This is a genomic window from Bradyrhizobium sp. WYCCWR 13022 (genome assembly GCF_030435535.1).
Taxonomy (GTDB): domain Bacteria; phylum Pseudomonadota; class Alphaproteobacteria; order Rhizobiales; family Xanthobacteraceae; genus Bradyrhizobium.
In genome coordinates this window covers 434,125-448,558 of record NZ_JAUIZJ010000010.1, presented here as the reverse complement: position 1 = coordinate 448,558, position 14,434 = coordinate 434,125, and the positions used below count along the sequence as shown (strand labels likewise).

Annotated in this window: 24 protein-coding genes and 1 pseudogene; 14 read left to right on the top strand and 11 right to left on the bottom strand. The window is 64.1% G+C overall.

Going from position 1 to position 14,434, the window contains the following annotated elements; genetic code table 11:
• Positions 1–142: 142 nt before the first annotated feature.
• The 3 genes from QY049_RS17835 to QY049_RS17825 all read right to left on the bottom strand — a co-directional run bounded on the left by QY049_RS17835 (position 143) and on the right by QY049_RS17825 (position 2,064).
• Entirely contained in the window at positions 143–700 is a 558-nt protein-coding gene (locus QY049_RS17835; protein WP_301269754.1) for a phosphohydrolase, read from the bottom strand.
• A gap of 23 nt (positions 701–723) precedes the next feature.
• The gene (locus QY049_RS17830; RefSeq protein WP_301269753.1) at positions 724–1,452 is read right to left on the bottom strand and encodes an SDR family oxidoreductase; all 729 of its coding nucleotides are present in this window, start codon (positions 1,450–1,452) and stop codon (positions 724–726) included.
• 174 nt (positions 1,453–1,626) lie between these two features.
• Positions 1,627–2,064 carry a VOC family protein gene (locus tag QY049_RS17825; protein ID WP_301269752.1) on the bottom strand — a complete coding sequence of 146 codons (438 nt, stop codon included), beginning with the start codon at positions 2,062–2,064 and terminating at the stop codon, positions 1,627–1,629.
• A gap of 273 nt (positions 2,065–2,337) precedes the next feature.
• Between QY049_RS17825 and QY049_RS17820 the strand changes: the two genes are divergently transcribed.
• A complete protein-coding gene (locus tag QY049_RS17820) occupies positions 2,338–2,730 on the top strand; it encodes a hypothetical protein (RefSeq protein ID WP_301269751.1) in 393 nt (130 codons plus the stop codon).
• 244 nt (positions 2,731–2,974) lie between these two features.
• A complete protein-coding gene (locus tag QY049_RS17815; protein ID WP_258765714.1) occupies positions 2,975–3,682 on the top strand; it encodes a glutathione S-transferase family protein in 708 nt (235 codons plus the stop codon).
• Between the two features lie 42 nt (positions 3,683–3,724).
• Here the strand turns inward: QY049_RS17815 and QY049_RS17810 are convergent, their stop codons facing one another.
• Entirely contained in the window at positions 3,725–4,159 is a 435-nt protein-coding gene (locus QY049_RS17810; protein ID WP_194479978.1) for a hypothetical protein, read from the bottom strand.
• A 285-nt stretch (positions 4,160–4,444) separates the two neighbouring features.
• On the opposite strand from QY049_RS17810, the gene QY049_RS17805 reads away from it, so the two are divergent.
• The 3 genes from QY049_RS17805 (at position 4,445) to QY049_RS17795 (ending at position 5,713) form a co-directional block, all read left to right on the top strand.
• Entirely contained in the window at positions 4,445–4,831 is a 387-nt protein-coding gene (locus tag QY049_RS17805; RefSeq protein ID WP_194479976.1) for a RidA family protein, read from the top strand.
• A gap of 135 nt (positions 4,832–4,966) precedes the next feature.
• Positions 4,967–5,227 carry a hypothetical protein gene (locus QY049_RS17800; protein ID WP_194479975.1) on the top strand — a complete coding sequence of 87 codons (261 nt, stop codon included), beginning with the start codon at positions 4,967–4,969 and terminating at the stop codon, positions 5,225–5,227.
• Positions 5,228–5,461: 234 nt separating this feature from the next.
• The gene (locus QY049_RS17795) at positions 5,462–5,713 is read left to right on the top strand and encodes a hypothetical protein (RefSeq protein WP_194479973.1); all 252 of its coding nucleotides are present in this window, start codon (positions 5,462–5,464) and stop codon (positions 5,711–5,713) included.
• Between the two features lie 124 nt (positions 5,714–5,837).
• On the opposite strand, the gene QY049_RS17790 is transcribed toward QY049_RS17795, so the two are convergent.
• Positions 5,838–6,323 (bottom strand): J domain-containing protein, encoded by a 486-nt coding sequence (locus QY049_RS17790; RefSeq protein ID WP_258765712.1) that lies wholly within the window; start codon positions 6,321–6,323, stop codon positions 5,838–5,840.
• A 111-nt stretch (positions 6,324–6,434) separates the two neighbouring features.
• Here QY049_RS17790 and QY049_RS17785 point away from each other — a divergent pair, with 111 nt between their 5' ends.
• Together QY049_RS17785 and QY049_RS17780 are read left to right on the top strand one after the other, a co-directional pair.
• On the top strand, positions 6,435–7,202 hold the full coding sequence (locus QY049_RS17785; protein WP_301269750.1) for an SDR family NAD(P)-dependent oxidoreductase: 768 nt from the start codon (positions 6,435–6,437) through the stop codon (positions 7,200–7,202).
• Between the two features lie 210 nt (positions 7,203–7,412).
• Positions 7,413–7,661, top strand: a complete 249-nt coding sequence (locus QY049_RS17780; RefSeq protein WP_301269749.1) for a helix-turn-helix domain-containing protein — start codon at positions 7,413–7,415, stop codon at positions 7,659–7,661.
• Here the strand turns inward: QY049_RS17780 and QY049_RS17775 are convergent.
• Entirely contained in the window at positions 7,658–7,933 is a 276-nt protein-coding gene (locus QY049_RS17775) for a hypothetical protein (protein WP_301269748.1), read from the bottom strand. The genes QY049_RS17780 and QY049_RS17775 overlap by 4 nt on opposite strands.
• A gap of 156 nt (positions 7,934–8,089) precedes the next feature.
• Between QY049_RS17775 and QY049_RS17770 the strand changes: the two genes are divergently transcribed.
• A complete protein-coding gene (locus QY049_RS17770) occupies positions 8,090–8,608 on the top strand; it encodes a collagen-like protein (protein WP_301269747.1) in 519 nt (172 codons plus the stop codon).
• 6 nt (positions 8,609–8,614) lie between these two features.
• On the opposite strand, the gene QY049_RS17765 is transcribed toward QY049_RS17770, so the two are convergent.
• Positions 8,615–8,830: a hypothetical protein gene (locus QY049_RS17765; protein ID WP_194479963.1), complete on the bottom strand. Its 216-nt coding sequence runs from the start codon at positions 8,828–8,830 to the stop codon at positions 8,615–8,617.
• Positions 8,831–8,926: 96 nt separating this feature from the next.
• Positions 8,927–9,193: a DUF2277 domain-containing protein gene (locus tag QY049_RS17760; RefSeq protein WP_258765708.1), complete on the bottom strand. Its 267-nt coding sequence runs from the start codon at positions 9,191–9,193 to the stop codon at positions 8,927–8,929.
• A 124-nt stretch (positions 9,194–9,317) separates the two neighbouring features.
• On the opposite strand from QY049_RS17760, the gene QY049_RS17755 reads away from it, so the two are divergent.
• The 4 genes and pseudogenes from QY049_RS17755 (at position 9,318) to QY049_RS17740 (ending at position 11,977) form a co-directional block, all read left to right on the top strand.
• On the top strand, positions 9,318–10,379 hold the full coding sequence (locus QY049_RS17755) for an alpha/beta fold hydrolase (protein WP_301269746.1): 1,062 nt from the start codon (positions 9,318–9,320) through the stop codon (positions 10,377–10,379).
• 141 nt (positions 10,380–10,520) lie between these two features.
• Positions 10,521–10,862 (top strand): annotated as a pseudogene (locus tag QY049_RS17750) (hypothetical protein); the annotation flags it as partial.
• Between the two features lie 46 nt (positions 10,863–10,908).
• The gene (locus QY049_RS17745; RefSeq protein ID WP_194479958.1) at positions 10,909–11,343 is read left to right on the top strand and encodes a DoxX family protein; all 435 of its coding nucleotides are present in this window, start codon (positions 10,909–10,911) and stop codon (positions 11,341–11,343) included.
• Positions 11,344–11,374: 31 nt separating this feature from the next.
• Positions 11,375–11,977, top strand: coding sequence for an MSMEG_1061 family FMN-dependent PPOX-type flavoprotein (locus tag QY049_RS17740; RefSeq protein ID WP_301269745.1), 603 nt, complete (start codon positions 11,375–11,377; stop codon positions 11,975–11,977).
• Positions 11,978–12,052: 75 nt separating this feature from the next.
• On the opposite strand, the gene bfr is transcribed toward QY049_RS17740, so the two are convergent.
• From bfr to QY049_RS17725, 3 genes are all read right to left on the bottom strand, one after another.
• Positions 12,053–12,541, bottom strand: a complete 489-nt coding sequence (gene bfr, locus QY049_RS17735; RefSeq protein WP_011089420.1) for a bacterioferritin — start codon at positions 12,539–12,541, stop codon at positions 12,053–12,055.
• A gap of 131 nt (positions 12,542–12,672) precedes the next feature.
• Complete coding sequence (locus tag QY049_RS17730) at positions 12,673–12,945, bottom strand: bacterioferritin-associated ferredoxin (RefSeq protein ID WP_194479954.1); 273 nt, start codon at positions 12,943–12,945, stop codon at positions 12,673–12,675.
• A gap of 167 nt (positions 12,946–13,112) precedes the next feature.
• On the bottom strand, positions 13,113–13,409 hold the full coding sequence (locus QY049_RS17725) for a hypothetical protein (RefSeq protein WP_301269744.1): 297 nt from the start codon (positions 13,407–13,409) through the stop codon (positions 13,113–13,115).
• 136 nt (positions 13,410–13,545) lie between these two features.
• Between QY049_RS17725 and QY049_RS17720 the strand changes: the two genes are divergently transcribed.
• Positions 13,546–13,884: a hypothetical protein gene (locus QY049_RS17720; RefSeq protein WP_301269743.1), complete on the top strand. Its 339-nt coding sequence runs from the start codon at positions 13,546–13,548 to the stop codon at positions 13,882–13,884.
• Between the two features lie 239 nt (positions 13,885–14,123).
• On the top strand, positions 14,124–14,408 hold the full coding sequence (locus tag QY049_RS17715; protein WP_194479948.1) for a hypothetical protein: 285 nt from the start codon (positions 14,124–14,126) through the stop codon (positions 14,406–14,408).
• Positions 14,409–14,434: the final 26 nt, after the last annotated feature.

Below are 14,434 nucleotides of genomic sequence, written 5' to 3'. Positions count from 1 at the left end.
CCGGCGAAGGCCGGGACCAATACGCCGCAGCAGCAGTTTTGCGAAGACTCGGAGTTGCCAGCTTCGCCCCCAACCACTCCCTGTGGTTTTGGGTCCCGGCCCCCGTGCGCAATTGCGCACTAGGCCGGGACGACACTGAGGATTAGGCAAAATCCTGCCCCAGCGCCTCCAGCTCCCGCGCGAGATTTGCTCGGGCCGGGCGGTCGTACATCGCGGCGAAATCCGGGTCGGGATAGATCACCTCGCGCGCCGCGAAACGGCGGAGCACCCGGGCGCGGCCGACGCGATAATCGCTTTCACTGACATGACTGAACTCGCGGCGGATCGCGGCAGCATAGGCGTCGTAGTGCGCGGGATCGGCGCCGAGAATGCTGAGGTCGATCGAAATCAGGATCGCGCCCAGGCGATCGCTGGCATCCACATCGTGCGTCTTGGTCAGGCGGATGAGGCGGCCGACCTCGTGGCGAAGCTCGCCGCGGACGTGCTGCTCGGCGAGCTCGGCGCTGCGTTCCTCGTTGTCGGACCGGGTCGGATCGTACACGACGTCATGCCACCAGATCGCCTCCGTCAGCATCTCGCGCTCGGCGGCCGAAAGACCGCCAACCCGCGCGAGCGCGGCCAGGCAATCCTCGATATGCGCGAGATTGTGATAGTGGCGGCCAGGTGCCGCATAGGCGACAGCCAGATGTTCGCGGTTCATCGGCAAGGCATCCCGCATACACCCTACAGATCGAAATTCGTCGGCATCATCACGACGTCGCGGATGGTCATGCCGCGCGGGCGCGTCAGCATGAACATCACCACTTCAGCCACTTCGCCGGCCTCCAGCAGGCTGCCCGAATCTCTCGCTTCCTGAAGTTTCTCGGCCGGCCAGTCCGCGAGCAGCGCGGTGACGACGGGGCCGGGCGAGATCGAGCCGACACGAATGCCGTGCTTGAACACCTGGCGCCGCACGGTCTGGACGAAGCAGTTGATCGCCCATTTGGACGAGGCATAGACCGGCTCCCACGGCGTCGGAAAATGCGCCGCCAGCGAGCTGGTGACGATGAGGTCGCCGGTGCCGCGCGCAATCATGTGCGGCAGCACGTCGTGCACGTTCTTCATCACGACGTTGACGTTCAGGTTCAGCATCCGGTCGATGGCGGAGACGTCGGCATCGACCAGATCGCCCCCGACATAGGTGCCCGCGTTCGCATGGAAGATGTCGAGCTGTCCTGCGGTCTCCAGGATACGCGGCAGCAGCGTTGCGCAGTCCAAGGGATCGAGGAGGTCGATGACCAGCGGGATCACGGCATCGCCATGCTTGCTTGAGAGCGCCGACAGCGACGCCTCGTCGCGATCGACCATCACCACGCGCGCGCCGGCGGCCAGCATCGCCTCGGCACTTGCGAGCCCGATGCCCGATGCGGCGCCGGTTACGGCGGCAACCTTGCCTTCCAGTTCTCTTGCCATGAGATCACCATCCTGCTGATGAGCAGCAGTATAGCGATGCAAGGCGGATTGGCGAAGATGCGCTTCGTAGGGTGGGTTAGCTCGCGGCTGCGCAAAGCGCAGTCGCCAGCTTCCGCGGCAACAGATGTGGTGGGTTACGGCTTCGCCTAACCCACCCTACGGCACTGTCACCCCTCACCCCGCCGCCGCCTTATCCAGATCGGCAATCACGATCTTCCGCATCCCCATCATCGCCTGCATGACGCGGTTCGCCTTGGTCCGGTCGCTATCGCCGAGATAGCGGCCGAGCGCTGACGGCACCACCTGCCAGGACAGGCCGAACTTGTCCTTGAGCCAGCCGCAGCGCGATTCCGCGCCGCCGTCGGCAGTGAGCGCTTCCCAAAAATAGTCCACCTCCTCTTGCGTCTCCACGCTGATGAAGAACGACACCGCCTCGTTGAAACGGTATTGCGGCCCGCCGTTGAGTGCGTGGAAGCGCTGTCCTTCGAGCTCGAACACCGCCATGAAGTCGCTCACGATCTCGACTTTCGCGTTCGGGAACACCGATTTGTAGAAGCCGACGGCCTCCGGAACGTTGTTGTCGAACCAGAGAAACGGCGTGATGGAGGTCATATGCAATATCCTTTCGTCTCGGACCGGGCGCGCGGCTGCAAGCCACACTGCCAAGGACGCGGCCGGGTGCATCGTTCCGACAGCTGCATGGGAATTTTTCGGACCCGTCCCCGATCCACTCACCGGATGAAACCGCCCATCCTCCTCGATCGACGTCGCGCGCGGCCTATTGCAAGGCCGTGGTGGCAGCGATACGACTTTGGGTGGAAGGAACTCAGGGCGTCAAACAGCCGGGCCTCAACCGGCGCAGATCATGTCGAGGAAGCCGCTGCCATGAGCGACGATCTCTCCGGTGTCTGGGACGGCACATACATCCAGCCCGGCACGGGAATGGTCACGTTCACGGCGACGCTGATCGAGGCCGGCGGCGCGATCGGCGGCAGCGTCACAGAACCCTGCTCCAATCCGCGCTGCCCGGTACGGACCCACAATGCCTCGATCACGGGCCATCGCGCCGGCAGCGTGGTGTCGTTCGTCAAACGCTACGAGCCGCCGGGCTACGGCTTCGACACCGTCCATTACGACGGCATCATGAACGGCGAGGCGACCGAGATCGACGGGCGCTGGCGGCTGCCTGGAGCGTCAGGATCGTTCCTGATGATCCGCTCCGGCAAGCGCGCGCAGGCGAACACGACGGACGACAAGGCCGAGCAATCGGCGCGCTGAGATTGATTGACTCGATGGAGGCCCGGAAACCGATCACCTCTCACGCAGGGAGAGGTCGGGTCGCATCGATAGATGCGATCCGGGTGAGGGGTTACAGTTTAACTTGACGCTGCGGCCCCTCACCCGGATTGCTCCGGCGCGCAATGGCGCGCCAAAGCAATCCGACCTCTCCCCGCTGGGGAGAGGTGCCGGACCGCCGACAGAGCTTGATTCTATCAATTGCGAGCCAGGGAGCGTGACGTCGATGCTGACCCTCTATTCCTACCCGGACCTGTTCGGCGTCGCCGACAACAACGGCTACGGGCTCAAGGTCTACGCCTTCCTGAAACTGTCGGGCGTTCCGTTCGTGCACGAGCATGTGTTCGACGCCTCCGCGGCGCCGCGCGGGCAGCTGCCCTACATCGTCGACGACGGCGAGACCATCGGTGACAGCGAAACCATCATCGCGCATGCGATCGCGAAATATCGCCTGACCATCGATGCCGCGCTGTCTCCGGCGCAGCGCCGCACCCATCATCTCGTCACGCGGATGCTGGACGATCTCTACTGGGTGATGTCCTATTCGCGCTGGAAGGACGAGCGCTACTACCCGTCGTTCCGCGACGGCTTCATCGCGCAGCATCCGCAGATCGACGTAACAGGATTCGAGAAGGCGAAGGCGTACAACGCGCAGCGCTATCACTACCAGGGCATCGGCCGCTACACGCCCGAGCAGGCCTACGCGCGGGGACTTGCCGATCTGCAGGTGCTGGCCGAGATCGTGCCCGCGAACGGTTTCGTCGATGGCGAGCGGCCAACCAGCGTAGATGCCGGCATCTACGGCTTCATCGCGAACATCTATTATTTTCCGATCCCGACGCCGCTGAAGGCGTTCGTCGCCGCGAACAAGAACCTCGTCGCGCATTGCGAGCGGGTTCATGCGATGGTGAGCGGGTCGTCCGCGGTCTTGTAGGGTGGGTTAGGCTTCGCCCAACCCACCCCACGGCACCGTCCTCTACCGCATCGTGATCGCAAGCCCACTCAGATCCGCGTTCGCCATCAAGCCGACCTGGGTGCCCGACAGCTCGAGCACCGCGCCCTTCTGGTTGGTCAGCACGATGGCGCGGGCGCCGCGGCCGACGGCAAGGCCCGCACCGGCGGCGCCGTAGACGCCGGCGACGTCGGAGGGCCTGACGATGTTGGAGACGCGGCCGCGCAGCACGGTCTTGGAGCCGCCGAAGACGAGGCCGTAGTCGAGCCCGCCGGTCGAGAGCGCATAGGAGCGGCCGTGGAAGTTCAGCACGCCCGAGCCGCCGGAGCCGCCGATGAACCAGCCCGCCTTGTAGATCGTCAGCACCACGGTGCCGCCGTCGGCCTGCGCCGCGGTCGAGAGGCCGGCGAGAGCGGCAATGGCGACGAGCGCGGCACGCAGGGTGGAAGCAATCTTCATGGGGCGTCTCCGGGGCTATTTTTCAAGGGAGGGACGAACGAATCAGACGCTGCAATCTATCCGATCGATCACGGCGGCAACATGATGGGGGATGGGACACCCGCGTCATCCCATCATGTCATCCTGCCAGTGTTTTGCCCGACGGGTCAATGAATATTTCTGCATTCCCGAAATTAGATTCGTCCAATCGTTTCTACTGTGCATGGGGTTGTTTTCGCGTTTTGTGTTGGAGCCCGCCCCGCACACGGTTAGGCTTTCCGAGAACTCCATCACCCCGAGGTCCCCATGCCGATCCAGCATTTCGCGCCCCCGCCGCACGTCAAGGCGCCGCCGCTGTCCTTTGCGACGCGCGTCGGCGACCTGCTGTTCGTCTCCGGCATTCCCGGCTTCGACGCTGGCGGCGCGCTGCCCGACGGGTTCGAGGCGCAGTTCGCCAATGTCGTCGTCAACGTCAAGCGCGTGCTGGACGAGGCCGGCGCCACCATGCGCGACCTCGTCAAGGTCAACGTGCTGCTGACCCGCGCCGCCGACGTTGCCGCGATGAACGCGCTCTATGCCGGCGCGTTCGGGCCGCCGCCCTATCCGGCACGCACCACCTGCGTGGTGCAGGCGCTGCCCGATCCGAAGATGCTGATCGAGATCGAGGCGGTGGCGTCGCTGGCCAAGGCATAGTCAAGCCGCGTCCGCAGCCATGCGCCTGACATATCCGTGAACAGCCCTGCTGCGGCTTGCAAGACGGGCGGTTTTGCCGCACGAGTTTGCCCGTCACGCCGTCATCCGCGTCACGCCGTCATCAGGAGATTTTTCATGCGTCGCGTTCTCGCCCTCTGTGCCGTTGCCGGTATCGCCACTTCCGTCTTCGCCGTGCCCGCCTCCGCGAAGGTCGGCTATTACGTGATCCGCTGGGACAACACCGGCATCTGCCAGGTCTGGAACGAAGACCTGAAGTACAAGCCGTTCCAGTGGGGCGCGTCGACCTACAAGGTCGTCAGCAAGCCGTTCCCGACTTTCACCCAGGCCTCGGAGCTCCAGATCAAGATGCGCGGCGAGCGCCGCTGCACGCTCTGAGCTGTCGGGCCAATTCTGTTTGAGGGCGGGTTGCGCGAGCAGCCCGCCCTTTCCTTTTGAGCCGCCCATCTCGTCCGGCGAATTCCGCGATTTTGCCGCGCGGCCGCTTTGAACCTGATCAGCAGACGGAACTACTCACCTCTTGTCCGGGGCGCACGCTGAGGAGCGCCCCGCACCCTCCTCCCCGTCATTGTCGGGAGGCGCATCACATCTTTCAATTCGAGGAGCTGATCCATGCGTCGTATTTCCATGCTCTGCGCTGCCGCCGGTCTTGCCGCTGTCGCCTTCGCGGCAGCAAGCCCGGCCGAAGCCGGCTATCACCTGATCCGCTGGCAGGACAGCGGCCTGTGCCAGATCTGGGACGAGAGCATTCCGACCACGCCGTGGCCCGCCGGCTACCACCGCGCCAGCGCCTCCGTGCCTTCCTTCCTCGACGCGCTCGCGATGAAGGATAGCGCGCTCAAGTCCGGTCACTGCAGCTGGTAAGAATTCGATCGGCGGACGACAAGGGCCGGGCAAGGATGCGATGCCAGCATCCTTGCCCGGTCGTTTTTTTGAACGAGGCCATTGGCGGCCTTGTCCGAACAGCGTGAACGAGAGCTCAGCGCTCTCAGGCGTCCTTGTGCGCGCCGGGATGAATCAAGACATCGCGCGCGGCGGAAAGGTCGATGAAAGCCTGCGCACTGCCGCCCTGGTCGGGATGCATGCCCTTGGCGGCGCGGCGATAGGCCTGGTTGATGTCGTCGCAGGTGAGCTGCACCGCGAGCGGCAGGCCGAGCATCTTGCGGGCGCGATCCTCGCTGGACAGCTTCTTCGGAGCGGCGTTGCGGCGGCCGAAGCGCGGCGCGGTCAAATCGTGGACGACATCCAGGATCACGCCGATGCGGCGCCGGGCGGCCAGCGTCACGCCTTGATCGTCATTGTCTGCGGCCTGGCGCAGCACGGGCAGCGCCTGCTCGGCGGCCTGCCGCAGCGTGGCATCCGTGCTCATCCTGACGATCTCGGCCACCAGCCGGCCGGCCTCGGCCCAATCGGCCGTGTCCGCCGACCGCAGGCGCTCGAGCGCCAATTTCCAGGATTCGAGTCGTTCCATCATGCGCGCAACGTTTAGCAATGAAGATGAGTATGCCAAGGCTGCCGTTTCCGACCCCTTAATTTCGAGTTAGCCTTTCATGAAACTTAGAAACGAATCCGGGAGGAAATTGCCATGGCTTTGCTCGCAAACCACACCGCCGTCGTGACTGGCGCCGGGTCCGGCATCGGCCGGGCAATCGCCGCCGGCTACGCCCGCGAGGGCGCGCAGGTGGTGCTGCTCGACGTCAACGCCGACACGGTCGCGGAGGCCGCCGATGAGATCCGCAAGGCCGGTGGCAAGGCCGAGAGCTTTGCGCTCGACGTCACCAGGCGCGACGACTGCTTTGCGCTGGCCAGGCAAGTCGCCGACAAGGTCGGGCAGGTCTCGATCCTCGTCAACAATGCCGGCATCACCCGCCGCAACGCCTTCACCGCCGACACCGAGACGGTGGCGAAGGACTGGAACGACATCATCGCGCTCAACCTCAACGGCGTCTTCAACATGACGCAGGCCTTCCTCGCACCCTTGCGTGCCGCCAAGGGCCGCATCGTCAATATCGGCTCGATCCAGTCCTTCGTGCATCTGCGCACGCCGAGCTCGGCGGCCTACACCACCTCGAAGCACGGCGTGCTCGGCTTCACCAAGGCGCTCGCCGTGGAGCTCGGAAAGGAAGGCGTGCGCGTCAACGCGATCGGCCCCGGCTTCATCGAAACCAACATCAACGCCAACGTGCGCGCGACCAATCCGGCGCTGGTGCAGGCCTTCGTCGATCACACGCCGCTCGCACGCACCGGCAAGCCCGAGGACATCGTGGGCCCTGCAATCTTCCTCGCGTCGGATCTATCGTCTTACGTCACTGGAACGATCGTGATGGTGGACGGCGGATATCGCACGGTGTGAGCGAGATGAGTCCGCATCGCTATGCATCTCGTGCCAATCGCGGCGCGATCGCGGCATTCCCAAGGTCATCTCGTGCGATGCTGCGGAATTAACCTTTCGTTAACCAAACCCACCCACCGTAGATTTACGGCTAGGATATGCGGCTTGGGGGTCGTTTGTTCTCGATCCGCTTCCAACGATGGGAGCGGGCGTTGATCGGGGAGTGTGTTGATGACCACTGTTCATGTCGCGGCGCCCGAGCAGGGCGCGCAGTTCCTTGCACCCAATGAAATCGTTCCGCTGCTGATCGGCGCGACCGTCGGCGAGGTCGAGCGCGAGCTCGTGCTCCAGACGCTCGCGCGCTGCGACGGCAACCGCACGCGTGCCTCGCGCGTGCTCGGCCTGTCGGTGCGCACGTTGCGCAACAAGATCAAAATCTATGCGGCCTCCGGCATCGTGGTGCCGGCCTATCATGACTAGCGCATCACGGTGCGGTCACTCCGCGCGCGATCTGCGCGGAAGAGCATCTGATGCAGCCTGGCGCCGATCAGCAGCGTCAACGTGATGATCGCGACCCAGGCCGCGGTCAACGCAATCGCGCGCAGGACGAAGGCGGTCAGTATCGCCCATGATGCCTGCGGCTGTTCGGCGTAGCCGACCGGCACGACATCGGGCACCAGCAGATGCGCCAGGCCAACAGCCGCGGCAAGGGTGATTGCCGACGGCCAAAGGATTTTCCACGCTGCGCGCATTGGCCGCTCCTCGCAACAATTGTGCCGTGCGCGATCAATGACACGGCGCACCCAGGCACCGATTGATGTTGATCAAGCCCGGCATGAGGCGCGCGCGGAATTGCTGCTGTCGTCAAACGCCGCTAAGTAGCTTGCGTGCGCAGAAGGAGCATCGGCGTGGCAGACGATCAGGGACGGCAGGGACCTCCGGGTCCGCGCGGACGGCAGGGCGAACCGGGACGACCGGGGCCGCAAGGTCATCCGGGCAAGCGGGGCCCGGACGGCGCCCGCGGCAAGCCGGGCCCGCAGGGCAAGCCTGGGCCGGTCGGAAAGGCCGGACCGCAGGGCAAGCCCGGTCTGCCGGGCAAGACGGGCGGGGCCGGCCCGCGGGGCGCAGCCGGACCGCAAGGTGGTGCGGGCCCGCAAGGACCTGCCGGCCCTCAGGGCCCGCGCGGCGAGGCTGGCCCGCCGGGCCGATTGCCGTCGATCGAGCAGGTGCTGCCGTGGCTCGAGCAGCTGTTCGACGCCTGGGACGAACGCCGCCGCCAGCGCGAGCAGGAGGCCGCCGAGCGCGCTGCGCTCGAAGCCGCCGTGCACGAAGCTGACGACGCCTCCGCCGACGACGAAAGCAACGAGGACGAAGGCGACGACCACAAGAAAAAGAAGAAAAAGAAGAAGCACGGCCACAGGGACTAGGTGCGGCTACTTCGCTTGATCCTCGTGTCGCGGCAACATGCCCATGCGCTCGAACTGCCAGCGCATGGCGCGGTACCAGAGATAGCCGACCGCCGCCCCGCAAACGGCGAGGATCACCACATTCGCACTCGAGAACGAGCCGCTCCACCACATCATCCACGCGGTCCACAACAGCGTGAAAACGATGGCACCGGCTTTCAGGGGAATAAGGTGGCGGCTCATGATCGTGCTCCGGGCTGTCAAAACCCCGGCGGACACCATCGCGCGTGACGGCCACCGCTTCCGTGAGCCAGATCACGCTCGGGCGTTGCTGGCCCGCTAGCTGAACCGCAGCCGCGAGCGCTCCTTTGCCTTCTCCGCCTCGACCTCGCGGTCGCGCACCGGCGCGTGGGTGTGCAGCGAGGTCAGCAGCTTTCGCGCCGCTTCCGAGACTTCGGCCACCGCGCGGTCGAAGGCCGCCTCGTTGGCCTGCGACGGCTTGTTGAAGCCGGAGAGCTTTCGCACGAACTGAAGCGCGCTGGCATGGATCTCATCCTCCGTCGCCGGCGGCTCGAAATTGAACAGCGTCCTGATGTTGCGGCACATGCAGTCTCTCCGGTGGTTTCCTCATAGACGATCGGCCAAGCCGAAATCCTACATCGTTCCGCCCACTTCTGCTAAGGTCCACACCAACGCGGCCGCCGGATATGAGCCGCCTGGGGAGAGGAACATGAAAGCTCATTGTGCAGCGCTGTCGGCCGTTCTGCTGTCCGTTTCCGCATCAGCATTCGCGGCAGACTACCCGGCGCCAAAGCAGGGCGATTGGGTCGCCAAGGATTTCAAATTCCACACCGGCGAGGTCATGCCGGAACTGAAGCTGCATTACACCACGGTCGGCGAACCGACCGGACAGCCGGTGCTGGTGCTGCACGGCACCGGCGGCTCGGGCGCGAGCATGCTGAGCCCCGCCTTCGCCGGCGAATTGTTCGGCGCCGGCCAACCGCTCGACGCGTCCAAATATTACATCATCCTCCCAGACTCGATCGGCCACGGCAAGTCGTCGAAGCCCTCCGATGGCATGAAGACGAGCTTTCCGAAATACGATTACGACGACATGGTCGAGGCGCAGCATCGCCTCGTGACTGAAGGCCTCGGCGTCAAGCACCTGCGGCTCGTGATCGGCAACTCCATGGGCGGCATGCAGACGTGGCTGTGGGGCGAGAAATATCCGAAGGACATGGACGCGCTGGTACCGATGGCCTCGCAACCGACCGAGATGGCGTCACGCAACTGGATGCTGCGACGGATCATGCTCGACACGATCAGGAACGATCCCGACTACAACGGCGGCAACTACACCAGCCAGCCACGGATGATGAAGTATGCGATCACCGCCTATGGCATCGCCAGCATCGGTGGCACGCTCGCCTATCAGCAACAGGCGCCGACCGCGGCGAAGGCCGACAAGATCGTCGACGAGCGGCTGGCAACGTCGATTACCGCTGACGCGAACGACTACGTCTATCAATGGGAGTCCTCGCATGACTACAACGCTGCCGAAAAGCTGGAGGCTATCGAGGCCTCGCTGCTGCTGATCGATTCCGCCGACGACGAGCGCAATCCGCCCGAGACCGGGATCACGGATGCCGCAATGAAGCGGGTCAAGAACGGCAAGCTGTACCTCATCCCCGCGAGCACCGAGACGCGCGGCCATGGCACGACCGGCAACGCAAAATTCTACAGCGAACAGGTCCGACAATTGCTGCAAACCGCACCGCAGCGGACGATGTAGACATCGTCGGAGCTGGCCCGCTATCGCAACGCATCATATGCGGCGCCTCGGCGCCGCATATTATTTGAGCATGCAATGAGCCGGCGGCTCGGGCTTAATCGCGTCAACGATACGAATCGAAAACGCGATGAGGGGCTTTGCATGCACAGGCCAGCGCTGTGCGTTTGGCTCGCCGCGATGGCGGGCACCGCGCTCGCGTTCGACAATGGTCAGTACGACAGCGTCCCACCCGACATCCGCGCCTGGTTCAAGAGCGTGATCACGCCGAACGGCGTACCCTGCTGCGACATCTCCGATGGCCACCGCACCGACTACGACGTGCGCAAAGGTGCATACTGGGTGCCGATCGAGGGACAATGGATGGAGGTGCCTGAGCGTGCCATCATCCGTGATCGCGGCAATCCGGTCGGTCAAGCCGTGGTGTGGTACGTCCACCACCGCGGCGCCATCATCATCAGCTGCTTCGTGCCTGCGGACGCGGTGCAGCGCGCGCGATGGCGTCTTGGCACCTCGCGTGCTAGGTCAGCTGATGGTCTCTGCAAACGTTCGAACCCGCGCTGCAATGCGCTTCGTGCTGGCGGCGCTCTACTTTGCTGCCGGCATTGCGCATCTCCGTGTTCCGGACAAGCTGCTTGCGATCACACCGTCATGGGTTCCGCTAGCAACGCAATTGATTTTCGTCACCGGCGTCTGTGAAATTGCAGGCGCCATCGCATTGGTAACGAAACCCCTGCGCTGGTGGGCCGGCGTCGCGCTCGCGCTTTATGCGCTCTGCGTGTGGCCTGCGAACATCAAGCACGCCATCGAGGGCATCGACCTTCCGCCCATCCCCAACAGCTGGTTCTATCATGGGCCGAGGCTGGCGCTTCAGCCGGTGTTGATCTGGTGGGCGCTGTACTGTGCCGACGTGATCGACTGGCCGTGGCGGCGCCACAAGAGGGATAGCGGCCAGGCCGGAGAGTGATATCCTCGAAGCTTCAATCAGGGAGACTCTCGTGACCGACCTTTGCGCCGAAGACCTCGCCACCCTCTATGCGAAGCCGACCCAGCGCGTGATCGCGAAAGCGCGTCCCGCCATCGATGCGCATGCGAAGATGTTCATCGAGATGTCGCCGTTCTGCGTGCTCGCGACATCGGGACTCGATGGCAGCGTCGACGCCTCACCGCGCGGCGGCGGCATCGGCTTTGTGCACGTCGCCGGCCCCAATCAGTTGCTGATGCCCGATCGTGCCGGCAACAACCGCATCGACAGTTTTCGCAACGTCGTCGAAGGGTCGGGCTTTGTGCATCTGCTGTTCTTCGTGCCCGGGATCGACGAGACGCTGCGCGTCGGCGGGCGCGGCACGCTCTCGGCCGATCCGGATATTCTCGCCACGATGGTGGAGTTCGGCAAACCGCCGCGCGCGGTGCTCAGCGTCGCCGTCAGCGAAGTCTACTTCCACTGCGGCAAGGCGCTGATGCGCTCAAAACTGTGGTCGCCGGAGAAGGTGCAGCGCTCGGTGATGCCGAGCATCAGCGAGGTCATCCACGACCAGACCAATCTCGGCGAGCCGGAGAGCCAGGAGATCGTGGAGGAGCGTTACAAGACACAGCTGTAACGGGACGTTCGAACAAAAAGGGCCGTCCCGACGAAAGTCGGGACGGCCTCGTAACTATGCGGCTAACGATGGAGCTTAGTGCCCCTCCCCCTCGAGCCCGCCGACGTGCTTCTGGGTATAGAGCTCGAGGCCAATGCGGCCGATCAAATCGAGCTGGGTTTCGAGGAAGTCGATGTGGTGCTCCTCGTCGCTCATCAGCTTCTCGAACAGGTCACGCGTGACGTAGTCCTTGACGCCATGGCAATAGGTCGCCGCTTCCTGGTAGAGCGCGCGTGCACTCATCTCGGCGGCGAGATCGCACTCGATGATTTCCTTGACGTTCTGGCCGATGCGCAGGGGATCGAGCACCTGCATGTTCGGGAAGCCGTCGAAGAACAGGATGCGCGCGGTGAGCTTGTCGGCGTGCTCCATCTCCTCGATGGACTCCTTGCGCCAGACCTTGGCCATGTCCAGCAGGCCCCAATTGTCGAGGAAGCGGTAGTGCAGCCAGTACTGGTTGATCGCAGTCAGCTCGTGACGCAGCGCCTTGTTGAGATAGTCGATGACTTTTGCGTCGCCCTGCATGGTTCACTCCAGCTCTTGCAGTCCAAATCGGCCCTAACCGGTTTAGAACGCTTCTAATTGAGATCAAACACGAGGGCAACCGGCTGCGGGGACGCAGCTGCGGAAAAGCTCAGCCGGGAATGCGGAAGATTTCAGCAGGCCGCGAGGGCGAACTCGGCGGGTTCGGCGGTCTCGTCGTTCGCAGCCACCGTGTGGCTATGTGGGCAACCGGTGCAGCAGGACTGCGCACAAGGACCGAGCGCCTCGTCGATGATGGTCTTGATCGTCCGCGCACAGCGACCGCATTCGGCGCTGCACCCGAGGCATCCATAGACCTGCTTGGCATGACGCACAGCATCGTCGGACTCGGCGACGGCGGCGCGGATGTCGTCATCGCTCAGCACGTTACAGGAACAAACGATCATGGAAGCGGTAGGCCCTTCGGTGATGCGTCATCATCGATATTTAAGGGGTCGTCCGGATGCAAAAGGAAAAACCGGTATTTTAAGCTATTCCAAACTAGCCCGCATACAGCCTAGAACGGCTCTAAAAATGGGAATTGCGCTGGATCAAGGCGATGTGCTGATCGGTCTTAGTCGCCGCCCCCGCCTCCCCCACCATCGCCGCCGCCGCAATCTCCGCCGCTGCTCCCGCTGTCGCTGGTGGAGCAGTTCCCGCCGTCGGTCGAGCTTCCCGAGTTGTCGCCTGAGAACCAGCTTCCCAGCGAGAGGCCGTCATTCGTCGTATCCGAATAGGCATCGCTGCCTCCGCCGTCACCACCCGCCCTGGCGCGGGGGCGCGGGGCGCGGTTCTGGAAATGGGTCATCAGGGCATAGCCAACCACACCCACAGCCCCAAGGGCGATCAGGGCATTGGTCAGGACATTCATCGTCGCCTCCCGGGCTGGAAAGCCGCCATTTCTAACATTTGGTCGCGCCCGGCCGACCGTCCGTTCATTGATCATTCAAGCGAAGTATGGAACTTTGGCCGCAAGAGTTCCGCGCTTGCCGTGAAAGGTCGCCCCAATGAAGAAATCGCTTATGGCGGTCGCTACCGCCGCCACCCTGGTTCTGGCCGCGGGAACGCCGGCCCATGCGCAACGCGGTGTCGCTGCCGGCGTCGCTGCCGGGATCATTGGGGGTGCCATCGTCGGCGGCGCCCTGGCCTCTCCGTATTATTACGGACCCGGACCAGGCTATGCCTATGGCCCGGGTTACGGCCCCGGCTACTATCCGCCCCGCTATTACGCGCCGGGACCCGGCTACGTCGCCGACGACTATTACGGCGGCGGCTGCGTCTGGCAGAAGCAGCGCTTCTGGGACGGCTACGCCTGGCGTGTCCGCCGCGTCAGAGTCTGCGGCTGAGGCGCGTTAAACCGCTTCGCTCGAGCTGATTCAGTTGGGCCGGTTCGCTATGGATGCGCCGTTCATCTCAAGGCCCGAAAAAGACCGCTTTTCCTCGTCACAGCTGCGTGTGCGTTTACCGTGGGTTGACCATTTGCGCGCTTCCTTGCTGCAAGGCCAATTCCATTAGAGTCTGCGTGAACCTTTGAACCCCGGACGTTCCTAACAAGGAACGTCCTTCTCTCAGGAGAGCCAAGAGCATGAAGAAGACTATTGTTGCCGCCCTCACGGTTGCGACAGTCGCCGGTTCGCTGGTGACCGCCACGCCGTCCGCCCAAGCCCATGACGGCGTCGGCGCCGGCATTGCTGCCGGCCTGCTCGGCGGTGCGATCATCGGCGGCGCCATCGCGTCGAGCCGTCCGGCCTATGGTGGTCCGGTTTACGTAGCCGAGCCCGGCCCGCCCCCGCCGCCCTGCTACTGGCAGCGCCAGCGCTATTGGGACGGTTACGGCTGGGTCGTTCGCCCGGTTCGCGTTTGCTACTGATCTGATCGCACGGCGCTGACCAAGCG